General features: G+C 74.8%; 23 protein-coding genes. 13 read left to right on the forward strand and 10 right to left on the reverse strand.

Features of this window, described 5'->3' with window-relative positions; translation table 11 throughout:
• Positions 1 to 7: 7 nt before the first annotated feature.
• A complete protein-coding gene (locus AB0F01_RS25380; protein ID WP_362100042.1) occupies positions 8 to 1,300 on the reverse strand; it encodes an amidohydrolase in 1,293 nt (430 codons plus the stop codon).
• Positions 1,301 to 1,705: 405 nt separating this feature from the next.
• Here AB0F01_RS25380 and AB0F01_RS25385 point away from each other — a divergent pair, with 405 nt between their 5' ends.
• Together AB0F01_RS25385 and AB0F01_RS25390 are read left to right on the forward strand one after the other, a co-directional pair.
• Complete coding sequence (locus AB0F01_RS25385; protein WP_362100045.1) at positions 1,706 to 2,503, forward strand: 3-hydroxybutyrate dehydrogenase; 798 nt, start codon at positions 1,706 to 1,708, stop codon at positions 2,501 to 2,503.
• A gap of 129 nt (positions 2,504 to 2,632) precedes the next feature.
• A complete protein-coding gene (locus AB0F01_RS25390; protein ID WP_362100048.1) occupies positions 2,633 to 4,021 on the forward strand; it encodes an MFS transporter in 1,389 nt (462 codons plus the stop codon).
• Positions 4,022 to 4,314: 293 nt separating this feature from the next.
• Here the strand turns inward: AB0F01_RS25390 and AB0F01_RS25395 are convergent, their stop codons facing one another.
• Positions 4,315 to 5,088 carry a sulfite exporter TauE/SafE family protein gene (locus AB0F01_RS25395; RefSeq protein WP_362100107.1) on the reverse strand — a complete coding sequence of 258 codons (774 nt, stop codon included), beginning with the start codon at positions 5,086 to 5,088 and terminating at the stop codon, positions 4,315 to 4,317.
• A 363-nt stretch (positions 5,089 to 5,451) separates the two neighbouring features.
• A complete protein-coding gene (locus AB0F01_RS25400; RefSeq protein WP_362100051.1) occupies positions 5,452 to 5,712 on the reverse strand; it encodes a GlsB/YeaQ/YmgE family stress response membrane protein in 261 nt (86 codons plus the stop codon).
• A gap of 186 nt (positions 5,713 to 5,898) precedes the next feature.
• Between AB0F01_RS25400 and AB0F01_RS25405 the strand changes: the two genes are divergently transcribed.
• The 4 genes from AB0F01_RS25405 (at position 5,899) to AB0F01_RS25420 (ending at position 9,453) form a co-directional block, all read left to right on the forward strand.
• Positions 5,899 to 6,747: a PAS domain-containing protein gene (locus AB0F01_RS25405; RefSeq protein ID WP_362100053.1), complete on the forward strand. Its 849-nt coding sequence runs from the start codon at positions 5,899 to 5,901 to the stop codon at positions 6,745 to 6,747.
• Positions 6,744 to 7,721, forward strand: a complete 978-nt coding sequence (locus tag AB0F01_RS25410; RefSeq protein WP_362100056.1) for a pyridoxal-phosphate dependent enzyme — start codon at positions 6,744 to 6,746, stop codon at positions 7,719 to 7,721. Before AB0F01_RS25405 ends, AB0F01_RS25410 begins: the two co-directional genes overlap by 4 nt.
• A 233-nt stretch (positions 7,722 to 7,954) precedes the next feature.
• The gene (locus tag AB0F01_RS25415) at positions 7,955 to 8,314 is read left to right on the forward strand and encodes a cupin domain-containing protein (protein ID WP_362100059.1); all 360 of its coding nucleotides are present in this window, start codon (positions 7,955 to 7,957) and stop codon (positions 8,312 to 8,314) included.
• Positions 8,315 to 8,607: 293 nt separating this feature from the next.
• Positions 8,608 to 9,453: a methyltransferase domain-containing protein gene (locus AB0F01_RS25420; protein WP_362100061.1), complete on the forward strand. Its 846-nt coding sequence runs from the start codon at positions 8,608 to 8,610 to the stop codon at positions 9,451 to 9,453.
• A gap of 105 nt (positions 9,454 to 9,558) precedes the next feature.
• Here AB0F01_RS25420 and AB0F01_RS25425 read toward each other — a convergent pair whose 3' ends face one another.
• Genes AB0F01_RS25425 through AB0F01_RS25435 form a run of 3 tightly spaced genes read right to left on the reverse strand, consistent with a single transcriptional unit; the run spans position 9,559 to position 12,475 of the window.
• Positions 9,559 to 10,221 carry an LUD domain-containing protein gene (locus AB0F01_RS25425; RefSeq protein WP_362100064.1) on the reverse strand — a complete coding sequence of 221 codons (663 nt, stop codon included), beginning with the start codon at positions 10,219 to 10,221 and terminating at the stop codon, positions 9,559 to 9,561.
• Entirely contained in the window at positions 10,218 to 11,723 is a 1,506-nt protein-coding gene (locus AB0F01_RS25430; protein WP_362100066.1) for a lactate utilization protein B, read from the reverse strand. Before AB0F01_RS25430 ends, AB0F01_RS25425 begins: the two co-directional genes overlap by 4 nt.
• Positions 11,720 to 12,475 carry a (Fe-S)-binding protein gene (locus AB0F01_RS25435; RefSeq protein WP_362100069.1) on the reverse strand — a complete coding sequence of 252 codons (756 nt, stop codon included), beginning with the start codon at positions 12,473 to 12,475 and terminating at the stop codon, positions 11,720 to 11,722. Before AB0F01_RS25435 ends, AB0F01_RS25430 begins: the two co-directional genes overlap by 4 nt.
• 586 nt (positions 12,476 to 13,061) lie before the next feature.
• Here AB0F01_RS25435 and AB0F01_RS25440 point away from each other — a divergent pair.
• The 4 genes from AB0F01_RS25440 (at position 13,062) to AB0F01_RS25455 (ending at position 17,132) form a co-directional block, all read left to right on the forward strand.
• Complete coding sequence (locus tag AB0F01_RS25440) at positions 13,062 to 14,363, forward strand: alpha/beta fold hydrolase (protein ID WP_362100071.1); 1,302 nt, start codon at positions 13,062 to 13,064, stop codon at positions 14,361 to 14,363.
• A gap of 99 nt (positions 14,364 to 14,462) precedes the next feature.
• Positions 14,463 to 15,212, forward strand: a complete 750-nt coding sequence (locus AB0F01_RS25445; protein ID WP_362100074.1) for a PIG-L deacetylase family protein — start codon at positions 14,463 to 14,465, stop codon at positions 15,210 to 15,212.
• Between the two features lie 120 nt (positions 15,213 to 15,332).
• On the forward strand, positions 15,333 to 16,247 hold the full coding sequence (locus tag AB0F01_RS25450; RefSeq protein ID WP_362100110.1) for a sigma-70 family RNA polymerase sigma factor: 915 nt from the start codon (positions 15,333 to 15,335) through the stop codon (positions 16,245 to 16,247).
• 54 nt (positions 16,248 to 16,301) lie between these two features.
• Positions 16,302 to 17,132, forward strand: a complete 831-nt coding sequence (locus AB0F01_RS25455; protein WP_362100077.1) for a pentapeptide repeat-containing protein — start codon at positions 16,302 to 16,304, stop codon at positions 17,130 to 17,132.
• On the opposite strand, the gene AB0F01_RS25460 is transcribed toward AB0F01_RS25455, so the two are convergent.
• Entirely contained in the window at positions 17,094 to 18,617 is a 1,524-nt protein-coding gene (locus AB0F01_RS25460; RefSeq protein WP_362100080.1) for a cytochrome P450, read from the reverse strand. The genes AB0F01_RS25455 and AB0F01_RS25460 overlap by 39 nt on opposite strands.
• A gap of 111 nt (positions 18,618 to 18,728) precedes the next feature.
• On the opposite strand from AB0F01_RS25460, the gene AB0F01_RS25465 reads away from it, so the two are divergent.
• Together AB0F01_RS25465 and AB0F01_RS25470 are read left to right on the forward strand one after the other, a co-directional pair.
• Positions 18,729 to 19,337 carry a helix-turn-helix domain-containing protein gene (locus AB0F01_RS25465; protein ID WP_362100083.1) on the forward strand — a complete coding sequence of 203 codons (609 nt, stop codon included), beginning with the start codon at positions 18,729 to 18,731 and terminating at the stop codon, positions 19,335 to 19,337.
• Positions 19,338 to 19,454: 117 nt separating this feature from the next.
• The gene (locus tag AB0F01_RS25470; protein WP_362100086.1) at positions 19,455 to 20,183 is read left to right on the forward strand and encodes a DUF2470 domain-containing protein; all 729 of its coding nucleotides are present in this window, start codon (positions 19,455 to 19,457) and stop codon (positions 20,181 to 20,183) included.
• Positions 20,184 to 20,399: 216 nt separating this feature from the next.
• Here AB0F01_RS25470 and AB0F01_RS25475 read toward each other — a convergent pair whose 3' ends face one another.
• The 3 genes from AB0F01_RS25475 to AB0F01_RS25485 form a co-directional block, all read right to left on the reverse strand.
• A complete protein-coding gene (locus AB0F01_RS25475; RefSeq protein WP_362100088.1) occupies positions 20,400 to 21,440 on the reverse strand; it encodes a hypothetical protein in 1,041 nt (346 codons plus the stop codon).
• Between the two features lie 54 nt (positions 21,441 to 21,494).
• Positions 21,495 to 22,730, reverse strand: a complete 1,236-nt coding sequence (locus AB0F01_RS25480; RefSeq protein WP_362100090.1) for an aromatic acid exporter family protein — start codon at positions 22,728 to 22,730, stop codon at positions 21,495 to 21,497.
• Between the two features lie 86 nt (positions 22,731 to 22,816).
• Positions 22,817 to 23,311, reverse strand: coding sequence for an FBP domain-containing protein (locus AB0F01_RS25485; RefSeq protein WP_362100093.1), 495 nt, complete (start codon positions 23,309 to 23,311; stop codon positions 22,817 to 22,819).
• A gap of 238 nt (positions 23,312 to 23,549) precedes the next feature.
• Here AB0F01_RS25485 and AB0F01_RS25490 point away from each other — a divergent pair, with 238 nt between their 5' ends.
• On the forward strand, positions 23,550 to 23,963 hold the full coding sequence (locus AB0F01_RS25490) for a hypothetical protein (RefSeq protein ID WP_362100095.1): 414 nt from the start codon (positions 23,550 to 23,552) through the stop codon (positions 23,961 to 23,963).
• Positions 23,964 to 24,094: the final 131 nt, after the last annotated feature.

The raw sequence follows: 24,094 nt of genomic DNA on the forward strand, positions 1-24,094 counted from the left end.
GCCCGTGTCAGTGGCCCAGCCAGGCGAGCGCGGCCACCGCCAGGGCGGCGACACCGGTGTCCAGGGTCGGCTGGAGGACGGGGGCGAACAGCGCGCTGTGGTTGACCGGCACGTCCTCGCCGACGGTGCCGCGGCGCACCGCCTCGGCGTGCAGCGCCGGGTCCGTGCCGCCGATCGCCCAGTAGGTGTACGGCGCCCCGAAGGCGGCCGGGATCCGGTTCATGTCCTCGCTGGCCGTCTGCGGGTCCACGGTGTGCGCGTCGTCCCCGAAGTACGCCGCGAACGCGTCGGCGACCCGCCGCGTGGTCTCCTCGTCGTTGACGGTCGGCGGGAAGGCGGCGATCTGCTCGATCACCGGCGCCTCGGGGCAGCGGGACGCCCGGCACTCCGCCTCGACGATGCGCCGGACGGCCTCCAGCACCCGGGAGCGGGTGGTCTCGTCGTAGGTGCGGACGTTGACCTCCAGGACGGCCCGGTCCGGGATGACGTTGGGGCCGCTCCCGGCATGGATGCTGCCGACCGTCAGCACGGCGGGGGTGGTGGCGGCCACCTCACGGGACACGATCGTCTGCAGGCGCAGCACGATCGCGGCGGCCGTCACCACGGGGTCGACCGCGGCATGGGGCATCGAGCCGTGCGCTCCGCGCCCGTGGACGGTGATGCGCAGACTGTCCGCAGCGGACAGGAAGGAGCCCGGGCGGGTGCCGACGTAGCCCGCGGGGTAGGGCAGGACGTGCTGGGCGAGCACGACGTCGGGGCGCGGCGCCCTCGTCACCAGCCCGTCGGCGATCATGGCGTCGGCGCCGTCCCCGTTCTCCTCCGAGGGCTGGAAGAGGGCCACGAAGGTACCCCGCCAGGAGGCCCGGTCCCCGGCCAGCAGGCGTGCGCACCCGGTCAGGCAGGCCACATGCACGTCGTGCCCGCAGGCGTGCATCACCGGTCGTTCGGTTCCGTCCCGGTCGGTCGCGGTCCGCGTGGAGGCGTACGGCAGGCCGGTCCGTTCCAGGACCGGCAGGGCGTCCATGTCCGCGCGGGCCATGACGACCGGGCCGTCCCCGTTCGCCAGGACGCCGATCACCCCCGTGCCGCCCACGCCCTCCGTGACCTCGTAGCCGGCGGAGCGCAGGGCCTGGGCGGCCCGTCCCGCCGTGCGGTGCTCCCGCAGGCCCAGTTCCGGGTGGCGGTGCAGGTCCCGGTACAGCTCCTCCACGTGGGGGCGGACGGCGGGGAGCCCGGCGTGCACGGTGCGGGCGGACGACGGGGTGAGGGCGGACGACGGGGTGGGGGCGGGCCTGGTCATGGGGCTCCTCGATCGGCGGGCTGCGGTGTCCCGGCTGCGGTGGTTCGTCGGACGGGTACCCCGGTGCGGGGGCCCGCCGCGGTCGCCGGCCCGGCCGGTCGTCGGACCGGGCTGCCCCTGGGGACGGGCCGGGCGCGCGGTGTCCACCGTCGCCCGGACAGTCGCCCGGACACCGGCTGCTCCTCGCCGCCGGGGCCCGCCCGGCGCGGCGGGGCGATCCTGCTCGGACACCCGAGAAGGTACCGGTGCCCCCGTTACGGGACGACTGGTGCGAGCCGGGCCGGCGTGTGGCCCCCGTCACCCCCGGATCACCTCCCACGTGGTCCTATCGCCCACAGGACCAGTCATCACTGTGTAGTTCCCATACATAGGTGTGCGAGCGAGGTGTCCGTACTGTTTCCGGCCATGACAAGCGAACTCCCCCCTCCCCACGCCCACGCGGAGCCGCGCGGCGCAGGGGTCGATCTGACGTCCCGGACCGCCCTGGTCACCGGCGGCGGCAGCGGCATCGGCAAGGCGTGCGCCACGGCTCTGGCGGCGGCGGGTGCCACGGTGCACGTGGTCGACCGGGACGCCGACGCGGCCAAAGCGGTCGCCGCCGACATCGGCGGGGAGGCGCACGTCGTCGACCTGGCCGACCCGGCGGCGCTCGACGCCCTCCCCGCCGAGATCGACATCCTGGTCAACAACGCCGGGCTCCAGCACGTCGCGCCGCTGACCGAGTTCCCGCCGGACCGGTTCGATCTCATCCAGCAGGTGATGGTCACCGCCCCCTTCCTGCTGATGCGCCGCAGCCTGCCGCACATGTACGCGCGCGGCTGGGGCCGGCTCGTCAACATCTCCAGCGTGCACGGCATCCGGGCCAGCGCCTACAAGTCGGCCTACGTCGCCGCCAAGCACGCGCTGGAGGGGCTGAGCAAGGTCGCCGCGATCGAGGGCGCCCCGCACGGCGTGACCAGCAACTGCATCAACCCCGGCTACGTCCGCACCCCCCTGGTGGAGAACCAGATCCGCGACCAGGCGGCGGCGCACGGCATCAGCCCCGGCGACGTCCTGACCACGGTGCTGCTCACCCGTTCCCCCGTGAAGCGACTGCTGGAGGCGGACGAGGTCGCCGCCGCCGCGCTGTGGCTCTGCGGCGACCACAGCAGTTGCGTCACCGGGATCTCCCTGCCGCTCGACGGCGGCTGGGGAGCCACCTGACCCCACCCGACTCCCCGCCGCGGGCCCCCCAAGGCCCGTGCCCCGTCGCCCGCACCCCGTCCGCCGCACCGTCCCCCCAGAACGCGCCCCCGGGCCGTCCCCGCCCTTCGTCCGAGAATCGGTGAACCCATGACCGAGACCACACCCGCCCAGCAGGGCAAGCCCCGCTCAGGCATCGCCCGCATCGTCGGCGCCAGCCTGATCGGCACCACCGTCGAGTGGTACGACTTCTTCCTCTACGGATCCGCCGCCGCGCTGGTGTTCAACACCCTCTTCTTCCCCAGCAGCGACCCGCTGGTGGGAACCCTGCTCGCCTTCATGACCTACGCGATCGGCTTCCTCGCCCGGCCGATCGGCGGCATGGTCTTCGGGCACTACGGCGACAAGATCGGCCGCAAGAAGCTGCTGGTGCTCAGCCTGCTGATGATGGGCGGCGCCACCTTCGCCATGGGCCTGCTGCCCACCTACGGCACCATCGGCGTCGGCGCCCCCATCCTGCTCACCGTGCTGCGGCTCATCCAGGGCTTCGCGCTGGGCGGCGAGTGGGGCGGCGCCGTGCTGATCGTCTCCGAGCACGGGGGCGACAAGCACCGCGGCTTCTGGGCCTCCTGGCCGCAGTGCGGCGTGCCCGCCGGCAACCTGCTGGCCACGGCCGTCCTCGCGGTGCTGGCCTCCGTCCAGTCCGAGGCCGCGTTCCAGTCCTGGGGCTGGCGCATCCCGTTCCTGCTGTCCGGCGTGCTGGTCGTGATCGGCCTGTGGATCCGCGTCTCGGTCTCCGAGTCGCCCGTCTTCCTCGCCGCCCAGGCGAAGGCGGAGGCCGAGGCGGCCCGGGGCGCCAAGGAGGCCCCGCCCGTCGTCGAGGTGTTCCGGCGCAGCTGGCGCGAGGTGCTCGGAGCCATCGGCGTCCGGTTCGGCGAGAACATCTCCTACTACATCGTGACCTCCTTCCTGCTGGTCTACGTCACCACCCACCTCGACCTGCCCAAGAGCACCGCCCTCAACGCCGTCCTGATCGCCTCCGCCGTCCACTTCGTCACCATCCCGCTGTGGGGGGCGCTCTCCGACCGGATCGGACGGAGGCCGGTGACACTGATCGGCGCGGTCGGCATGGCGCTGTGGGCCTTCGCCTTCTTCACCCTGGTCGACTCCGAGTCGTTCCTCGTCATCACCTTCTCGGTCACCGTGGGCATGCTGCTCCACGGCGCCATGTACGGGCCGCAGGCCGCCTTCATCTCCGAGATGTTCGACACCAAGGTCCGGTACTCGGGGGCGTCGGTGGGCTCGCAGCTCGCCTCGATCCTGGCGGGCGCGCTCGCCCCGATCATCGCCGTCGAACTGCTGCGGCGCTTCGGCTCCTCGACGCCCATCTCCCTGTACCTCTCCGCCGCGGCCGTCGTCACCGCCGTCACGGTCCTCGTCGTCCGGGAGACCCGCGGCCGTGACCTGACCGTCTCGCTCACCGAGGCGGTGCCCGCGCGGAAGACGGCCGCACCGGTCGCCGACGGCGAGCGGGTCTGACCGGCTCGGCACCCGGCTCTGCCGGCGCCCCAGCCCGGCCCGGCCCGAGGTCCACGACCTCGGGCCGGGCCGGGCGTCTTCGGTGGGAGGGGGCGCTTCCGGCCCGCGGCGCGGGGTGAGCCGGGCGGGGCACCCCCGGGTGCGGCCGGGACGGCCGAGGTGCGGAGTGCGGAGTGCGGTCCGGGCCGGTCGGGCGGCCCTCGACCGTGGAGCCGGGGCCTCCGGGGCCGGACGTGGGGCGGACTCTCGGCCTGTCGGCCTGTCGGCCTGTCGGTCCCTGGGTTCGCAGCGGGTCAGCGCAGGAGCAGCTGGACGATGGCGAGCGAACCCACGACGACGATGAACACCCGCAGGGCGAACGGCGGCAGCCGCCGTCCGACCTTCGCGCCCAGCTGGCCGCCGATCGCGGACCCCACCGCGATCAGCAGGACGGCCGTCCAGTCGAAGTCGGCGACGAACAGGAAGAACAGGGCCGCGATGGTGTTGACGACGGCGGCCAGGACGTTCTTCACGGCGTTCAGGCGCTGGAGGGTGTCGTCGAGCAGCATGCCCATCAGGGACAGGTAGATGATCCCCTGGGCGGCGGTGAAGTAGCCGCCGTAGACACTCGCGAGGAGGAGCCCGCCGAAGAGCACCGGACCACCGTCGGTGCGGGCGGACGTACCCGTGCGGGCCCGGTGCCGCTGCACGCGGGCGGAGATGCGGGGCTGGAGCACGACCAGGACGAGGGCGAGCGCGACGAGCACGGGGACGATCGTCTCGAAGGCGGTCGACGGGAGGGTGAGCAGCAGCATCGCCCCGGCGAGGCCGCCGACCGCGGCGGCGACCCCGAGCCGCAGGACCAGACGGCGCTGGCCCTTCAGCTCCGCCCGGTAGCCGATGGCGCCGCTGACGGAGCCGGGGATGAGGCCCAGGGCGTTGGACACCGTGGCGGTCACCGGCGGGAGTCCGGTGGCGAGCAGCACCGGGAAGGTGATCAGGGTTCCCGACCCGACGATGGTGTTGATGGTGCCGGCCCCGACTCCGGCGGCGAGGACCGCCAGTGACTCCCAGACGGACACGGCCATCTCCTTCACGATCGCATGGACGCCTCCCCGCCCTGCGGGGTCGAGGGGCCGCACCGATCATGCACGAGGAGTGCCGGAGACCGGCAGGCGGGGGCCGGGACGGCCCGGCCGGCGTCGCGATGGGACGGAGCCCGGATCGTCCGCCGCCCGCAGGAGGAAACGGCTTGTGGGGGACGGGGGACGAGGGAGGGGGGAGGGGCGGGACCGGCACCTCGCGGACGGGACCGACCTGGTCGGGAACGGTACGGACGTTGGTCGGGAGCGGGAGCAGGAGCGGGAACGGCCCGGCCGGGCCGGCCGGGCCGGCCGGGAACGGCGACAGCCCCGTCCGATGTGCCGGACGGGGCTGTGGTCGGGACGGGGTCAGGCGCGTCGCCGGGCCCACATGGGGGTGATGAGCGCGATGAGCACGGCCGCGATGCCGATCTGGAAGATGTGGCGGATCCAGTCGATGCCGCCGGTGTCCCGCACGCCGAACGCGCTGGCCAGTCCGTTGCCGGCCACGGCTCCGACGATGCCCAGGATGACGGTCAGCCACAGCGGGATCGGCTGACGCCCAGGGACGACCAGCTTGGCCAGCAGACCGATGATCAGCCCCGCGATGATGGCCCAGAGGAACGACACGGCAACTCCTTCCGTTCGGATGCCCGGTTCGGGCACCACTCCGCGTGCCCGTGTAAGGACGAGGTAAGCATCACTCCGCGCAACAATTCGCGCGCCCGGCTCGTCGCTGGACTGTCCGTCCAGCGGTTGGACGGTTAGTCTGGCCGTACGGCCGGGAGCCGCCGGGTGCCCGTGCGGAGGGAGGACATGCCGATGCGTTCCGCCGACGAGATGGGCGCGGAGCACGCGGTGCGCGTGTCCGAACGCCCGGACGCCCCGGAAACGCCGGACGCCGATGACGCACCGGGGGACCGGGGCGCGCGGGACGCTCCGGGTACTCCCGACGCCCCTGGCACCCCCGGTCCCGGGGAGGGCCGGGCTGCCGAACGGGACGCCGTCCTCGCCGCGCTGACCCCCGTCGTCCACGGCCTGGCCGCCACCTTCGGGCCGGTCTGCGAGGTGGTGCTGCACGACTACCGCCGCCCCGACGCCTCGGTGGTCGCCGTGGCCGGTTCGGTCACCGGACGGGCCGTGGGCGGGGCGATGAGCGAGATCGGCATGCGGCTGCTCGCCCGCGGGGACGAGGCGGCCGACGACCTCAACTACCGCACCCGCACCCCGTCCGGCCGGCTCCTGAAGTCCTCCACGATGCTGCTGCGGGACTCCGGTGGCGCGGTGTTCTGCGCCCTGTGCGTCAACGTCGACGTCACCGCGCTCGACCGGGTGCAGCGCATGCTCGGTGCGCTGACCGGTGGCCCGAACGACCGGGCCGAGCCGCCCACGACCGTCTTCGCCCACGGCATCGACGCCGTCGTGGAGGCCGTCGTCGACGCCCGGGCGGCCCGCGGACACCGCGACTGGGCCGAACTGGACGGCACCGAACGGGTACGGCTGTTCCGCGATCTCGACGAGCGCGGCGTCTTCACCGTCCGCCGGGCGGTCGAACAGGTCGCCGCCCGGCTCGGCATCTCCCGTGCCTCCGCCTACACCTACCTCTCCCGGGCCCGCGGCACGGCCGGGGAACCCGGCCCGACCCCACCCGGAGGTACCGCGTGACGACCACCGCCCCGCCCGTGACCCTCGACGACGTCCAGGCCGCCGCGGAGCGCCTGTGGGGCGTCGCCCACCGCACCCCCGTCCTGCGCTCCCGCACCCTGGACGCGATCGTGGGCGCCGAGGTGCACCTGAAGGCCGAGAACTTCCAGCGGGGCGGTGCCTTCAAGTTCCGCGGCGCCTACCACGCGGCCTCCCGCCTCAGCCCCGAGCAGCTGTCCCGGGGCATCGCCGCCTACTCGTCCGGCAACCACGCCCAGGCCGTCGCGCTGGCCGCCCGGGAACTCGGCACCCGGGCCGTCATCGTCATGCCGGAGGACGCCCCGCGCTCCAAGCGCACGGCCACCGAGGCGTACGGGGCCGAGGTGGTCACCTACGACCGCTACACCGGCGACCGCGTCGCGCTGGCCGAGTCCCTCGCCACCGAGCGCGGGCTGACGGTCGTCCCCCCGTACGAGCACCCCGACGTCATCGCCGGCCAGGGGACGGCAGCCCTCGAACTGCTCGACGAGACGGGCGGCCTGGACGTGCTGATCGCGCCGGTCGGCGGTGGCGGACTCATCGCCGGATCGGCCACCGCCGTCAAGGGCCGGCACCCGCAGGCCCGGGTGATCGGTGTCGAACCGGAGGCCGGGGACGACACGCTGCGGTCCCTGCGGGCGGGCCGGCGCGTCGGCATCCCGGTCCCGCACACCATCGCCGACGGCCAGGCACTGCACACCCCCGGCGAGTTGACGTTCGCCGTCAACCGACGGCTCCTCGACGACGTGGTCCTGGTCGGCGACGACGAGATCCGGGACGCGATGCGATTCGCCTTCGAACGGCTGAAGATCGTCCTGGAACCGAGCGGTGCCACCCCCCTGGCCGCCCTGCTCACCGGCCGCGTCGGGCCGCTGCCGGAACGGGTGGGGGTCATCCTCTCCGGCGGCAACGTGGACGCCGAACGGTTCGCCCGGCTCTGCGGCCCGCGCGCCTGACGGGCACGCCCCGCCCGCGGGGCCGGTCGGTCGGGGCCGTGGCCGTGCGGTGGTGCGGCGGTGCGGCGGTACGGCGGGGTGGGTCGGTGGTCCGGTGGGGCGCTTCACCCGAATGGCGGCCCCCGGTGGACAGGCGGACGATGGGGTGATGGGCCCGGCCGTGCCGGTGCCGACGTGGCGCGTACGGAGGCCGGACCCGGCCGCGCGGAGCGACGGCCGGAAGGAGAAGGGCCATGATGGAGGTCAAGACGCTGGACAAGCCGGACGAGCGGCGTGACTTTCCCCGCGGGCACCTCGAAGCGGTCCACATGACGGGACTCGACTTCGCCGTGGCGACCTTCGAACCGGGGTGGCGCTGGTCGGAGTCGGTGGGACCCATCGCCGGCACCGACAGCTGCGAGGTCCACCACAACGGTTACGTGGTGCGGGGCCGTCTGCACATCCGGATGGACGACGGAGCCGAGGGTGAGGTGGGCCCCGGCGACGTCTTCGTCTGCCCGCCGGGACACGACGCGTGGGTCGTGGGCGACGAGCAGGTGGTCGTGTACGACTTCGCCGGCGGCATGGCCCAGACGTACGCCAAGGCGGACTGAGCGGCCCTGCCCCGTGCGGGCTGCCGGGCGCGCGAGCGGCGTTCCCGGTCCGCAAGTGTCCGCGGGCGCCCGCAGGCGCCCGTTCACGGTCCGTGCCGACCCGTGCGACCCGTACGACGCGCTCACACGCCCGCGCGCCGTGGGTGAGCGGCCGGGGCCGGAACTGGTTCCGTTACTGGGCGGATGCCGTCCGCCGCTCGTCGGGCACCGGTCCGACGGCCGCTCCGGTCGATGCCGGCCCGGTCCTCGGCCCGCCCCCGGACCACGCCGAGAACGTCCGCAGGAGAACACTCATGACGAACGTGATGGACACGACCGAGGCCGACCGTGCGCTCAAGGCCAAGCATCGGGCGATGTGGGCCCGGGGCGACTACCCCTCGGTGGCCGCCGAACTCATCCCCGGGCTCGGGGCGACGCTCGTGGAGGCGTGCGGCGTCGGCCCGGGCGACCGGGTGCTCGACGTCGCGGCGGGCACGGGCAACGCGGCGATCCCGGCGGCGCTGGCGGGTGCCGACGTCGTGGCGTCCGACCTGACCCCCGAACTGCTGGAGGCCGGCAGGAAGGCGGCGGAGGAACGGGGTGCCCGGCTGCGCTGGGAGACCGCCGACGCCGAGGCGCTGCCCTACGACGACGCGTCCTTCGACACCGTCCTGTCCTGCGTGGGCGTCATGTTCGCCCCGCACCACCGGGCCGCCGCCGACGAGTTGACGAGGGTCTGCCGGCCCGGCGGCACCCTCGGCCTGGTGAGCTGGACACCCGAAGGGTTCATCGGCCGGATGCTCGGGACGCTGAAGCCGTACGCCCCACCGCCCCCGCCCGGGGCGCAGCCGCCTCCCCTGTGGGGGGACGAGAACCACGTGCGCGAGCTGCTGGGCGACCGGGTCACCGACGTGACGGCGGAGCGCCGCACGGTCGTGGTGGACCGCTTCACCTCCCCCGAGGAATTCCGGGACTTCTTCAAGTCCCGCTACGGGCCGGTGATCAGCGTGTACGCGTCCCTCGCAGACACCCCGGACCGGGCCGCCGCCCTCGACCGCGACCTGGCCGACCTCGGCCGGCGGCACGACCGGGGAGGCGAGGACGGCCGCACCGTCCTGGACTGGGAGTACCTGCTGCTCACCGCCCGCAGGACCGGCTGAGACCGGGCGGGCGACCGCCCGGGCCGACCCGACCCCGGCCCACCGGATCTCGAGCGGGCCGACCCGGCGGCCGACCGACACCGCCGCGCGGCCGGCGCGTGCGCATCACCCCACCAGCACGACCTCCAGCGTGCGCGGTCCGTGCACGCCCTCCACCCGGTCGAGCTCGATGTCACTGGTCGCCGACGGACCGGAGATCCAGGTCAGCGGCCGGGCCGGGTCGAGGCGTTCCAGGGCCAGCGGCACGGACGGGACGACCTGGTCGGGGACCCGGACGACACAGATGTGGTGGTCGGGGACCAGGGTGATCCGTCGTCGCCCCTGGTCGGGGGAGCCGTCCAGCACGATGGTGCCGGTCCCGGCGACGGCGACCGCGCACGCCGTCACCACGCTGTCGACCCGGTCGAGGTCCGCCGCCGTGCTCTCCGCCCGGTCCGCCACCCGGCTCACCCCGTCGGCGGACGCGAGCCAGCGCTCGTCCAGCCCGGGCGGGACCAGCACCGACCGCGCCCCGCGCGCCGCGAGCAGACCCGCGACGACACCGGGCAGGGCATCGGCCCCGCACCGGTGCACCAGCGCCCGGTAGTCGGCCAGGTGCTCCGCGAGCAGGTCGACCGTCCGCCCGGTGGTGCGCTCCCCGGGCCCGCGCCGATAGGCACGGCGCACCGCCCGCTCGTACCGGGCGGGGTCCCCGGGCGGTGCGTCGTCCGCCGGGACGTCCGCCAGGGCGCGCCGCACCCGGCCCAGGATCAGCTCCCTGCTGCTCACCGTGCCCCCTCCTGCCCGCCGCGCGTGCGCTGCCACCAGTCCCGGAACGGTTCCTCCGGCACCGGGGGCAGGTCCCGCGTCCCGCTCCAGGCGCGGCCGGGCCCCGGCAGGGTGCGCGGATGGAAGCGGCGGGTGCGGGAGGCGAGACGCTGGCCGGTGCGCAGGACACCCGGACGGTCGAGCGCCCAGCGGGCCGCCCGCATCGCGGCCCGCTCGGCCGCATGCCTCTTGGCGGGCCGCAGCACCACCGTGTTGCCGTCCCGGGTGGCCGTCCCGCCCTGCACCACTCGCTCCCGCAGGTGCACCAGCACCTCGGGGATGTCGATGGCGACCGGGCACACGTCGTAGCACGCCCCGCACAGCGACGAGGCGTACGGCAGCGAGGCGTCGAGCTCACCGGCGGTGCCGCGCAGCTGCGGGCCGAGGATGGCACCGATGGGGCCCGGGTACACCGACCCGTAGGCGTGACCGCCCGCCCGCTCGTACACCGGGCAGACGTTGAGGCAGGCGGAGCAGCGGATGCAGCGCAGCGCCTGGCGGCCCACCTCGTCGGCGAGGGCGTCGGTGCGGCCGTTGTCCAGCAGGACCAGGTGGAAGACGCGCGGGCCGTCGTCGTCCGCGACCCCCGTCCACGTCGACGTGTAGGGGTTCATGCGCTCGGCGGTCGACGAGCGGGGCAGCGTCTGCAGGAACACCTCCAGGTCCCGCCAGGTCGGGACCACCTTCTCGATGCCGACCACCGAGATCAGCGTCTCCGGCAGGGTCAGGCACATCCGCCCGTTCCCCTCGGACTCGACCACCACCAGGGTGCCGGTCTCCGCGACGGCGAAGTTGGCTCCCGAGATGCCGACCTTGGCGCGCAGGAACTTCTCCCGCAGGTGCAGCCGGGCCGCCTCGGCGAGTTCGGCGGGGGAGTCGGTCAGGCCGTCGGGGGCCGGGCGTCCCCAGGCGGCCATCTCGCGGGCGAAGACGTCCCGGATCTCGCCGCGGTTGCGGTGGATGGCCGGGACGAGGATGTGGGAGGGCCGGTCCCGGCCCAACTGCACGATCAGCTCGGCCAGATCGGTCTCGTAGGCGCGGATGCCGGCCGCCTCCAGCGCCTTGTTCAGTCCGATCTCCTGGGTGGCCATCGACTTGACCTTGACGACCTCCCTCTCGCCGGTCTCCCGTACGAGCCCGGTCACGATCCGGTTGGCCTCCTCGGCGTCGGCGGCCCAGTGGACGGTGCCGCCGGCCGCGGTGACCGCGTCCTCCAACTCGACCAGATAGTGGTCGAGATGACGGAGGGTGTGGTCCTTGATCCGTCGTCCCGCCTCGCGCAGTTCCGCCCAGTCCGGGAGCTCGGCGACGGCCGTCGCGCGCTTGGCGCGGATGGTGTGCGTGGCGTGCCGGAGGTTGCCCCGCAGCCCGCTGTCGCGCAGGGCGGCCCGGGCGGCCTCCGGGAACGCGGGGGGACCGGCGTGCGGGGAGCCCGTCGGCATGCCCAGGAACGTGCGGCTCATACGACCGGGTCCTCCTCCGTGCTCGCCAGGATCTCCGCCAGGTGCACCGGCCGCATCCCGGACCGCAGCCTGGTCATGGTGCCGCCCAGGTGCACCAGGCACGAGTTGTCCGCCGCGGACAGCACCTCGGCGCCCGTCGACTCGGCGTGGCGCACCTTGTCCACGCCCATCGCCGCCGACAGGTCGGCGTTCTTCACCGCGAAGGTGCCGCCGAACCCGCAGCACTCCTCGGCGCCCGGCAGCTCCACCAGCTCCAGCCCCTTCACGGCCTCCAGCAGTCGGCGGGGCCGCTCACCCAGCCCCAGGGAACGCAGGCCGTGACAGGTCGGGTGGTAGGTGACGGTGTGCGGGTACCAGGCGCCGACGTCCGTGACGCCGAGCACGTCCACCAGGAACTCGGTCAGCTCGTACGTCCGGGGCACCACCGGTGCCAGCGCCGCCGCCAGGACGTCCCCGCGGCCCTCAGCGCGGGCCCGCTCGCCCATCCGCGGATACAGCTCCCGCACCATCGCCCCGCACGACGCCGACGGTGTCACGACCGCCTCGTAGTCACGGAAGACCTCGGCGAACCGCAGGGCCAGCGGCTCCGCCTCGTGCCGGTAACCGGTGTTGTAGTGGGCCTGCCCGCAGCAGGTCTGCCCCAGCGGGAAGTCCACGTCGACGCCGAGCCGGGACAGCAGTTTCACCACGGCCCGGCCGGTCCCGGGACAGAGCGTGTCGTTGACGCAGGTCAGGAACAGGGCGACACGCATCGCGGCTCCTCACGGTTCGATCGTCGCGGGTCGATCGGCGGGCGCCTGCAGGGTAGTCCCCGGGCGCGTGGCGGGGGCAGACCGCGTGCGCCCTGGGCGAGGCGGCAGCGGGCGGGCCCGCCGGGGCCCGCCGCCGCTCTCCCCACCGCCCTCCCGGCCCGTACCGGCCGGGAGGGCGGCGGGGCACGGCAACGGGCCGCAGGGCGGCCATGACAACGGTCCGCCGCACCGGGTCCGGGGCGGCACAGCCCCCGGCACCCTGCCCCCCTCTGCTACCACGCCGCTCCGCCACGGTGCCGCCACGGCACCCTGCCGCGCTCCGGGACGGTGCCGCCCCCGACACGGTGCAGCCCCGGCACGATGCTGCCCCGGGCACGGTGCAGCCCCGACACGATGCCGCCCCGGCCCGGTGGCGGACCGCCGACACGGCCGCCGCCTCCTGGGTCCGCGACGCCCTGCCCCGCGACGGCCACCAGGCCCCGTCGGCCTGGCGGCCGGAAGAATGTCATGATCCGGGCTCGTTGGCCGCAGGAACATGTGCTGGACTGGGGCGCGGCCCGCTCATTCGTCCGTCCCTGGAGCAACGTTGACCGTCACCTACCGTCAGCCCGGTGTCGTCCTCACCGACCACCGCTTCACCGTGCCCCTCGACCACGACGACCCCGCCGGGGAGACGATCGAGCTGTACGCGCGGGAGGTCGTCGCCCGTGACCGGGTGGGCCGGGACCTGCCGTGGCTGCTGTACCTCCAGGGCGGCCCCGGCTTCGGGGCGAACCGTTTCATCGGCCGGCAGGCGTGGCTGGGCCGGGCCCTGCAGGACTACCGCGTCCTGCTTCTCGACCAGCGCGGCACCGGCCACTCCACCCCCGCCAACCGGCAGACGCTCCCGCTGCGCGGCGGCCCCGCCGAGCAGGCCGACTACCTCGCCCGCTTCCGCGCCGACGCCATCGTCCGCGACTGCGAGGCGATCCGGCCGCGGGTCACCGGCGGCGCCCCGTGGACCGTCCTCGGGCAGAGCTTCGGCGGCTTCTGCACCGTCGCCTACCTCTCCACCGCGCCGGAGGGCCTCGATGCCGCACTGATCACCGGTGGGCTGCCCTCCCTCGACGCCCACGCCGACGACGTGTACCGGGCGGCCTACCCCCGCGTGGAGCGCAAGGTCGCCGCCCACTACGCCCGCTACCCCCAGGACGTCGAACGGGCCCGGCGCATCGCCGACCACCTCCTCACCCACGACGTGGTCCTGCCGTCCGGCTACCGCCTCACCGTCGAGGCGTTCCAGACCCTCGGCGTCCTCCTGGGCAGCGGCGACGGCAGCCACCGCCTGCACTACCTGCTCGAGCACGCCTTCGTCCGCACGCCCGCCGGCCCCGCCCTCTCCGACGCCTTCCAGGAGCAGGTCCAGGGCCTGCTGTCCTATGCCGCGCACCCCCTCTACGCGCTGATCCACGAGTCGATCTACGCCCAGGACGACCGGCCCACGGCCTGGTCGGCGGAGCGGGTACGGGCCGAGTTCCCGCGGTTCGACGCGGCCAAGACGCTCGCCGGCGACGAGCCGCTGCTGTTCACCGGGGAGACCGTGCACCCCTGGATGTTCGACTGCGACCCGGCCCTGCGCCCGCTGCGCGAGACCGCCGAACTCCTCGCCGCACGCACCGGTTGGACGCCCCTGTACGACCCGGCCCGGCTCGCCGCCAACGAGGTCCCCGTCGCCGCGGCCGTCTACCACGACGACCTGTACGTCGACACCGCCCACTCGCTCGCCACCGCACGCGCCGTGCGCGGTCTGCGCACCTGGGTCACCGACGAGTTCGAGCACGACGGCGTCCGCGCGGGCGGGCCGCGCGTGCTGGACCGGCTGCTCGCGCTGGCCCGCGACGACGTCTGAGCGGCCGGAAGGCCTGCCCTCGTGGCCCCGGTGCGGCGAGAGCGCGTGCACGGCGTCGCACGGCAGACGGACAGGACGACACCCCCTAGTCTGCGGAGCATGACAGAGCCGACGACCCGTCAACTGCAGCCCATGCCCGACGACTGGCAGCGTGCCCTCGCCGTGGTCGCCCACCCGGACGACCTGGAGTACGGCTGCGCGGCGGCCGTCGCCGCCTGGACCGACGCCGGCCGCGAGGTGACCTACGTGCTCGCCACCCGGGGCGAGGCGGGCATCGACACGCTCGACCCGGAGCGCTGCGGCCCGCTGCGGGAGCGCGAGCAGCGGGCAAGTGCCCGGGTGGTGGGCGTGTCGGAGGTGGAGTTCCTGGACCACCGGGACGGCACCATCGAGTACGGCCCGGCGCTGCGCCGGGACATCGCGGCCGCCGTCCGCCGCCACCGGCCCGAGCTGGTCGTCACCCTCAACCACCGGGACACCTGGGGCGGCAACCACTGGAACACCCCCGACCACGTGGCCGTCGGACGCGCCGTGCTGGACGCGGCCGGGGACGCGGGCAACCGGTGGATCTTCCCCGAGCTGGCCGAGCAGGGCCTCGAACCCTGGGACGGGGTCCGCTGGGTCGCCGTCGCCGTCGCCGGGTCGGGCACGCCGACGCACGCGGTGGACGCCACCGACGGGATGGAACGCGCGGTGGCCTCCCTGCTGGAACACCGGGCCTACCTCGAGGCGCTGACCGACGACGACCCGGAGACGTACGTGCGCGGTTTCCTGCTGTCCTTCGCCGAGGAGACCGGCAAACGGTTCGGCGGCCGTCCCGCGGTCGCCTTCGAACTCTTCCCCCGGTGACGCCGGTGACGGCGGTGACGGCGGTGACGCGGTGACACCGGTGACAGCGCTACAGAGGTGCCAGAGGTGCGAGAGGTGCCAGAGGCGCCAGAGATGACAGGGGTGGCAAGGGTGACAGCTGTGACATCGGCGGACGACGGCCCGGACGTGCTGGCCCGCCGCTTCGAGGAACACCGCGGACATCTCCGCGCGGTCGCCTACCGGATGCTCGGCTCCCTCGCCGAGGCGGAGGACGCCGTCCAGGAGACCTGGCTCCGGCTGGCCCGCACGGACCGGCCGGACTCCATCACCCACCTCGGCGGCTGGCTGACCACCGTGACCGGGCGCATCTGCCTGGACCTGCTGCGCTCACGCGCCGCGCGCCGGGAGCGGTCCATGGAGGAGACGTTCGTGCCCGACCCGGTGCTGCGGCCCCTGGCCGGTCCCGAGGACCCGGAGGCGGCGGCACTGAACGCCGACGCGGTCGGCGTGGCCCTGCTCGTGGTCCTGGACCGGCTGGCGCCCGACGAGCGGCTGGTGTTCGTCCTGCACGACCTGTTCGCCGTGCCCCTCGACGCCATCGCCCCCGTCGTGGGGCGCAACGCCGCCGCCACCCGGCAGCTCGCCTCCCGGGCCCGCCGCCGGGTCGCGCGGGCCCGACCGGCCGCCGACCCGGACCCCGGACGGCAGCGGCAGGCGCTCGACGCCTTCGTGGCCGCCTCGCGCGACGGCGACTTCGAGGCCCTGCTCGCCGTGCTCCACCCGGACGTGGTGCTGCGGGCCGACGCGGGTGCCCTGGTCCGGGGCGCGGCCGGGTCGAAGGTCCTGCGGGGCGCGAAGGCGGTGGCCGAGTCGGCGCTGCTGTTCGCCCGCTTCAACGCGGCGGCCCGGACGGTCCGGGTCAACGACGGGCTCGGCCTGGTCAGCGTGGACGACGACGGAACGATCCGTTCGGTCCTGTCCGTCACCGTCGCCGACGGCCGTGTCACCGGCCTGTACATCCTGGCCGACCCGGACCGCACGGCCCGGCTCGCGCTGCCGGAACGAGCGGGGTGAGCCAAGGGCCGGCGCCCGGCCGCCGCCTTCTCCCTCCTCCGTATGCTGGGGGTCATGCGAGAACAGGCGGCCGACGTGCCGGAACTGCGCGGGGACTGCGCCCGGTGCTTCGGGTTGTGCTGCGTGGCCCTGCCGTTCACCGCCTCGGCCGACTTCGCCGTGGACAAGGCGGCCGGGACGCCCTGCGGCCACCTGCGCACCGACCACCGCTGCGGCATCCATGACCGGCTCCGCCAGGAGGGGTTCCCCGGCTGCACGGTCTACGACTGCTTCGGCGCGGGCCAGAAGGTCTCCCTGGTCACCTTCGGCGGCGAGGACTGGCGCGCCGGTCCGCCGGAGCGGGCCCGCCGGATGTTCGACGTGTTCCCCGTCGTCCGCCGGCTGCACGAACTGCTGTGGTACCTGACCGAGGCCCTGGCCCTGCCCGCGGCCCGCCCGGTGCACGAAGCGCTGCGCCGGGCGCGGGCGGAGATCGAACGTCTCACCCTGGGCACCCCCGAGGACCTCGCCGCCCTCGATGTCGGCGCCCACCGCCGGGAGGTCGACGTCCTGCTGCTGCGGGCCAGCGAACTGGCCCGGAAGGGCGTGCGCGGACGCCGCAGGGACCGCAGGGGCGCGGATCTGGTGGGCGCCCGCCTGAAGGGCGCCGACCTGCGGGGCGTCAGCCTGCGCGGGGCCCTGCTGATCGCCGCCGACCTCACCGGCGCGGACCTGCGGGGGGCCGACCTGATCGGTGCCGACCTGCGCGACGCCGACCTCACCGACGCCGACCTGACCGGCGCGCTCTTCCTGACCCAGCCGCAGGTGCGGGCGGCCCGGGGGAGTGCGGGAACGAAGCTGCCGGGCTCAGTCACCCGCCCCGCGCACTGGACAGCCGGCGTCTGACGGGGCGCCGGCTCCGTCCCGGGCCCGGGGCACGGCGGGTGCCGTCCGCCGCTCCGGGCGCAGCCGCAGGCCGTCCGGCATCAGGGTGAGCCGCTCGGTGACCTTCAGCCGGTAGTCCGGATCGGGGTGCAGCGTGTAGCGGCGCAACAGCAGGCCGAGGACCAGCGTCGCCTCGTGGAGCGCGAACTGCCGCCCGATGCAGGCGCGCGCCCCCGTCCCGAACGGCTTGTAGGCGTGCGGGGCCCGGGAGCGCACCGCCCGGGGCTCGAAGCGGTCCGGGTCGAACCGGTCGGCGTCCGCGCCCCACACCTCGGGGTCCCGGTGCAGCATCGGCGTGAGCACCAGTGTCCAGGCGCCCCGCCGCATCGGGTGTTCCCCGGCCAGCACGGTGTCCGCCACCGCCTCCCGGGCGTAGGCGGGCGCCGTCGGCCACAGGCGCAGCGACTCGTCCAGGACCCGGCGGACGTAGCGCAGGCGGGCCACCTGTGCGTACCCGGGGACCCCGGTCCCGCCCCAGACCGTGTCCACCTCGGCACGGGCGCGGGCCGCGACCTCCGGGTGCCGGGCGAGGTGGTGCAGGGCGAAGGACAGCGCGCCGGAGGTCGTCTCGTGGCCGGCGACGAGGAAGGTGATCACCTGGCGGCGCACGTTCTCGGCCGACAGGCGCTCGCCGGTGTCCGGGTGCGCGGTGTCCAGCATCCGGTCGAGCAGGTCGCCGTCGCCCCCGCCCTCCGCCCGCCGTGTGCGGACCACCTCGTCGACGATCCGGTTCAGCCGGGCGATGTCGGCCGCGTTGCGGCGACCCGCCCGGCGCAGCAGCAGGGGCACCAGCGGCCCGGGCACGCTGTTGAGCCGCTGGGCGTGGGTGAGGGTGCCGACCATCGAGGTGACGAACGGGTGGGGACGGGGCCGCTCGAAGGACCCGAAGTCGTGCCCGAAGCCGGTCCGGGCGATGGTCTCCAACGTCAGCTTCGTCATGTCGCCGGGCACGTCCACCGTCCGGCCACCGGCCGCCGCGCGGTCCCAGTGGTCGATGAGGCGTTCCGCCACGTCGATCATCATCGGGTGGTAGCCGGCCATCGCCTCCCGGTGGAAGCCCGGGGCGAGCACGTCGTGGGCGAGCTGCCAGTTGGGTTCGTGGTTGTAGGCGGTGAACAGACCGTCGCCCGCCACCGGCCGCAGGTTGGCCACGCCCAGCCCGACGTGCTTGGCGAACCGCGTCTCGTCCGCCAGGTCGGCCACCAGCCGGGCCCCCCAGGTGAACACGAACTCCTTGCCGAAGGCGTTGCGCCGGAAGATCGGACCGAGGCGGTGGGCGTAGCGCAGGGTGTCCTGCAACGGGGTGCGGCGGCTCGCGCCGACGACGTCGCCGACCAGGGGGAGGCGGTACGGCGGATGGGGGATGCGGTGCAGTCCGGGCCAGCCGTGCTCGGCGCTGCGGAACCCCTTCGGCAGCGGCCGGGCCCCCTCAGTCGTCTCCGCCATGACGCGATCTCCTTCGACCGGGCGAGCGTCCGTGGATCGTGTTGTACGCGAGTTCAATAGGCCGGTTCAGTCTGGTCCGGTCGCTGAACGGGCGTCAAGTAGAGTGCGGGGATGGCCGCGAACGAGGGTGGGCGCACCCGCCGACGGCTCTCCACCACGGAGCGCCGGGAGCAGTTGCTGGCGGTCGGCGCGCGGCTGTTCTCCGACCGTCCGTACGACGAGGTGTGGATCGAGCAGGTCGCGGAGATCGCCGGTGTCTCGCGGGGCCTGCTCTACCACTACTTCCCGACCAAGCGGGACTTCTTCGCCGCGGTCGTGGAACGCGAGAGCGAACGGATGCTGCGCATGACGGCGGCGGTCCCCGGGGTCCCCGTCCGCGAGCAACTCGCCGCCGGCCTCGGCACCTACCTCGAGTACGTCCAGGAGCACGCGCACGGCTACCGCGCCTTCCACCGCGCGGACGCGGCCGGGGACCAGGCGGTGCGCCGGGTCTACCGGCGGGCCCTGGCCGCGCAGGAGCGGCAGATCCTCGCCGCGCTCGCCGCGGACCCGGAGTTCGGGCCGATGCTCCGGCGGCGCCCCGAGACGCGGCTGGCCGTACGCGGCTGGCTGGCCTTCACCACGGCGGTGTGCCTGGAGTGGCTGCGCGGTGCGGAACTGGGCCGGGAACAGGTGCAGCAGTTGTGCGCCCGTGCCCTGCTCGGGGTGCTGACGCCCTGACCGCTTCCCGGAAGAACGGGCCTCCGGTGGTCCTGGCGGAAGAACCGGCCCCGGTGGTTGGCGCTCACCTCGATCTTGGGTAGGTTAGGCAAGGCTTACCTAAGAGGAGGTTCGAGGATGGGTGACGACACGCACGGCTGGACGGCCGCTCCCGGCGCGGCCCAGCGGGCCCGCTCGGTGCTCGCCGCCGCGTGGTCCTGCACGGTGACCGCGGAGGCCGCCCGGGAGGAGCTGGTCGGCGCGCACAGCGTGACCGACGACGGGCGGCTGCTGCTGGAGGCGCCGGCGGACAGCGTCCTGGCGGCCGCCGCCGTGTGTGCGCCCCGGGGGGAACCGTCCGCGGTCCTGGAGTTCGCCGACGCGGCGCCCGTCCCGGTCCGGGGCCGGATCCGCGCCCGGCTGTGGCTCGCGGGCCGCCTCTCCACCGAGGACGACCGGCTCACCCTCGAACCCACCCGGATCGTCCTGCGGCAGCTCTCCGGCACCGTGCTCGTCGACCCGGCCGAGTTCGCCGAGGCCGCGCCGGACCCGCTGGCCACCGCCGAGCCGAGGCTGCTCACCCACCTCGCCGACTGCCACCCGGACGCCGTCGAACGGCTGACCCGGCTGGTCGACCCGGCGAGCCTGCACGGCGCCGTCCGGGTCCAGCCGCTCGCCCTCGACCGGCACGGGCTGACGCTGCGCATCGAGCGGGTGCGCTCCGACGGGGACGTACGCCTGCCCTTCCACGCGCCGGCCGACGACGTCGCCCAACTCACCGAACGGGTGCACGTCCTGCTCAGCCAGGCCGCCGCGGCCTCGTGCCCCCGGCCGCTCCAACGGCAGCGCACCGACCGCGAGGGCTGACGCGGACCCGGACCAGGGGGAGGGTGAGGGGGAGGAGAGGGAGACGGGACCGGCGCGGCCGACCGAGCGCCTGGGCCCCTGCCATCCGTCCCGGCGCCCCGGTCACGAACCGCCGCTCCCTCCGCCCTCCGCCGTCCGCCGCCCCGTCCGCCCGCCACGGTCCCGTCCGCCACGGTGCCAGACCGCCACGGGTCCGTTCGCCGGTCGCGGTCCCTGCTACCAGTCCCCGTCCCGCACCGGTGCCCCCGGAGTGTCCCCCAGCGGCTTCACCTGGTGGGGAGCGGGCGGGTGCCAGGGCTCGTGGTCGTCCCCGATCCAGTCACCGACCGGCTTCACCCCCTCCAGGGCGTCGGCCGGGTCGAGGTCCCGGGCGTCCTCGTCGTAGTAGTCGAACCAGGGCAGCCCGGCCCTGGTGTAGGCGGCCCGGTCCACCGGGGACGGCGGCGGCGTCTCACCGGTGATGCGGCGCCACTCCGGAGGCGTCACCAGGTGCACGAACACCCGCCCCGAGGGCCGCTCGGCCCAGTCCGCCAGGCGCCGCTCGTCCCGGTACACCTCCTGGCGCATCGAGCCGCCGACGCCCAGCCCCATGGTCGCGGCGCGCCGCCGCACGCCCCCCGGGGCCGCGCCGGGCGCCGCCATCGGTGCTCCCACGGCCCCCGGAGCGGGAGCCGCGGCCATCATCCCGTAGCCGTACCCGGCCGACGAACGCCGCCGCTCCGCCTCCCGGTAGCGGGCCAGCTCCCCGTCGTTCAGCGGGAAGGACTGCAACTGGACGCCGCCCCACACCTCCTCGCCGGTGACCTGGCCCTCCACGGTGGCTCCCAGTCCCAGCGGCACCGCCACGAACTGGCGGACCGTGCCCTTGCCCGAGTTGATGCCGTCCAGCCACGGCTGGCGGGGCAGCACGACGTAGTTCTGCGGGTCGCGTGCCAGCCGGCCGCTCCACGGGCGGCCGGAGACGGCGCACACCTTGCCCACGCCGACCTGCAACGCGGCCGGTTCGCTCGTCCCGGCGAAGCTCAGCCACATGGCCTCCCGCAGGTACACCGGCAGCATCACCCCGCCCCGGGACAGCCACTCCCGCGGCACGGTGTCCGCGTGGTCCTCGACCCGCCGCACCGGGAACTCGCCCAGCCCGGGCGGCAGCGGATGCGTGCCCGTCTCCGGCAGGCGCAGCGTGCGGATGAACCGCACCACCACGCCGCCCGGCAGCCGCAAGGTGTTCCCGTCGATCCGCACGGTGCCGTCGGTCATCCGCACGCCCCCTTCGTCGCCCCTCGGCCCGGGCGCCCGCCCGTGCCGGTCTCCTCAGGAAGAACGACGGCCACCGCCCCCGCGGTTCCCCCACAGCCGGTCCCACAGCCGGGTGAGGCGCGGGGCCCGCTCGCGCCGCTCGCGGGAGTGCCGGTCCAGCTCCTCGAACAGCCGGCGCGTCCGGTGCTCGGTGTCCATCTCGTCCAGGATGCGGTTCACCTCGGTCAGCACCGCCCCGTGCAGCTGCCACTGGCGGGGGTCGCGCTGCACCCCGTCCAGCAGCAGCTCGGCCAGCTTGTCCCGGGTCGCGGCGGCCTGCCGCAGCTCGGCGGCGAGACGTTCCTCCGCGGACTCGGCGCTGGAAGTCACGCTGGTGGTCACCAGCACCGCGAAGCTGACCACGGCGTCGGCGATCTCGGACAGCAGCTGCGCAAGCGTCGCGCCGGTCTCCGGGTCGAACAGCGGTTCCGTCTCGCGTTCCTTGGCGAGGTCGGTCAGGGTCCGCGCCAGCACCCGGAGCACCACCGTGCAGATCTCCAGCGTGTCCAGACCGGTGCGCAGCACCACCCGGTGCAGCAGGCCCTCACGGACCCTGGGGTTGAGCTTGAGGCTGTCCTCGGCCTGCCGCAGCGCCGCGTCCACCTCGACGATGTCGTGGTCCAGGCGGCGCGCCTCGTGCAGCCGGGCCACCGCCCGGTCCACCGGCGTCCGGCCGGCGGCCTCCTCGCCCATGCGCAGCATCAGCTGCCGCACCCGCCGCGCCAGGTCCTCGACGGACCCCCCGGCCTCCTCCACCCACACGGGTGGCGCGAGCAGCAGGTTGAAGGCCATGCCGACGACCGCGCCGATCAGGGTCTCCACGATCCGCGCCCAGGCCGTGTCGCCGTGGTGTGTCACCCCGAGCACCAGCATCGCGCTGATCGCGACCTCGGGCACGAACTCGTCGACCCGCACCAGGTGCCCCACCAGCAGCGACGCCAGGATCAGCAGGCCGAGACTCCACCAGGTCAGACCGACCAGCAGGCTGAACAGGATCGCCACGACCACGCCGGCCACGACGGCGTTGACCCGGCGCACGCCCGTGGTGAGGGTGGAGAACAGGGTCACCTGCACCACCAGCAGCGCGGTCAGCGGCGCGGTCAGGGGCGCGGCCTCCGGACTGAGCCGCACGGCGATGACGTAGGCGACGGTCGCGGCGGCGGTCGAACGCAACGTCTGCACGGCCACCGGGTCCCGGCGCCGCTTGACGAACTGCACGGCCGGCGCCGCCATCTCACGTACCTCTCGCATCCTCGGACGGTTCCCCCTCCCCACCCGCCTCGAACGTTCCGGCCGGTGAGGGCAGCCGGGCGGGGGAGCGGAGCGCGGCGGACGGGTCAGGCGCGCAGCTGGTCCAGGAAGGCGAACAGGTGTCCCGTGGTACGGGCGATCTGTTCCTCCAGGGTCAGGCTCTCCTCGAACCGGCCCCCGGACTCCGGCACCCGCAGCCCGCGCAGATACAGCGAGCAGGCCAGATCGGTGCACATGTACGCGCCGACCGCGTTGCCCTCCCGGCCGGCCGCGCCGGCCTTGCGGGCGGTCATCAGGGAGACCCCGCCGCGCGGATGGGTGGTCAGGCACAGCGAGCACATGCTGCGGTGCAGGAACCCGCGCCGCGCGGGCTGGAAGCGCAGGGCGACCCCGACCGGCCGGCCGTCGCGCTCGGCGACCAGATGGGCGCGGTCGGGCGCCCCCGGGTCCCGCCACCCGAGGAAGTCGAGGTCCGCCCAGGGCCGGTCGGCCAGGTCCCGGGGGACCGTCAGGCGCTTGGCCTCGCCCTTGGAACAGTTGATGAACGAGCTGCGGATGTCCTGCTCGGTGAGCGGTCTCATGGGTCCTTCTCCGTGATCACGGGGCCTGAACGTCCCAGGTCCCGCGCCAGCGTAGGGAGCGGCCGGGACGGGGAGCGAACGGTTTTCCGCTGCCCCGGCCGGGTCCGGCCGCACCCCGGCGGGACCGTGCGGGGGCGGGCCCCGCGCCGAGGTTTCGCAGGTCGCGGCGGTGGTACTCGCCGCACGCCCGTACGTGTACGGGCGTCCACGAACCGACCCCGTACGGAGGGAGAGTCCGGTGAGCGACCACCGTCTCGAAGGGCCGGGTGAGAACGGCGTGGGCGTCCCGCGCGACCTGCCCGACCAGCAGGCAGGGGCGGGCGAGGACCCCTGGGAGGTCGCCCCCGGCGCGGCCCAGCAGGCCGCCGACGACGAGCGCACCGGCAGTGAGCGCGAAGCGGGGGAGGAGAACGCCCGCACGCACAGCGCGGACGACTCGGGATCGGAGGCGGCCGCCGGAGCCGACGACGACGCCCCGGCCGAGGGAACCGGAGCCGACACGGAAGCGGACACCGCTTCCGGCACCGGCACCGGCACCGGCGCCGACGACGACGTCCCCGACACGGACGAGGCCGGAACGGGGCGCCGGGGCGCGCCGCACACGGGTTCGCCGAACCCCGACCACCCCGTGCCGGAGGAGTCGCCCGGATGACGTGACGGAGGCCGCCTCCCCTCGGGGGCGAGGGGAGGCGGCCCGGGACCTGCCCGGAGCCGACAGCAGCCCCGCAGCGGCGACACGTCCCGACCCGCGGGGGGGGCGGGGGGGGGCACGCGCGGGCGGCC

It is taken from the genome of Streptomyces sp. NPDC029526, from assembly GCF_040637405.1.
In the GTDB taxonomy this organism is placed as follows: domain Bacteria; phylum Actinomycetota; class Actinomycetes; order Streptomycetales; family Streptomycetaceae; genus Streptomyces.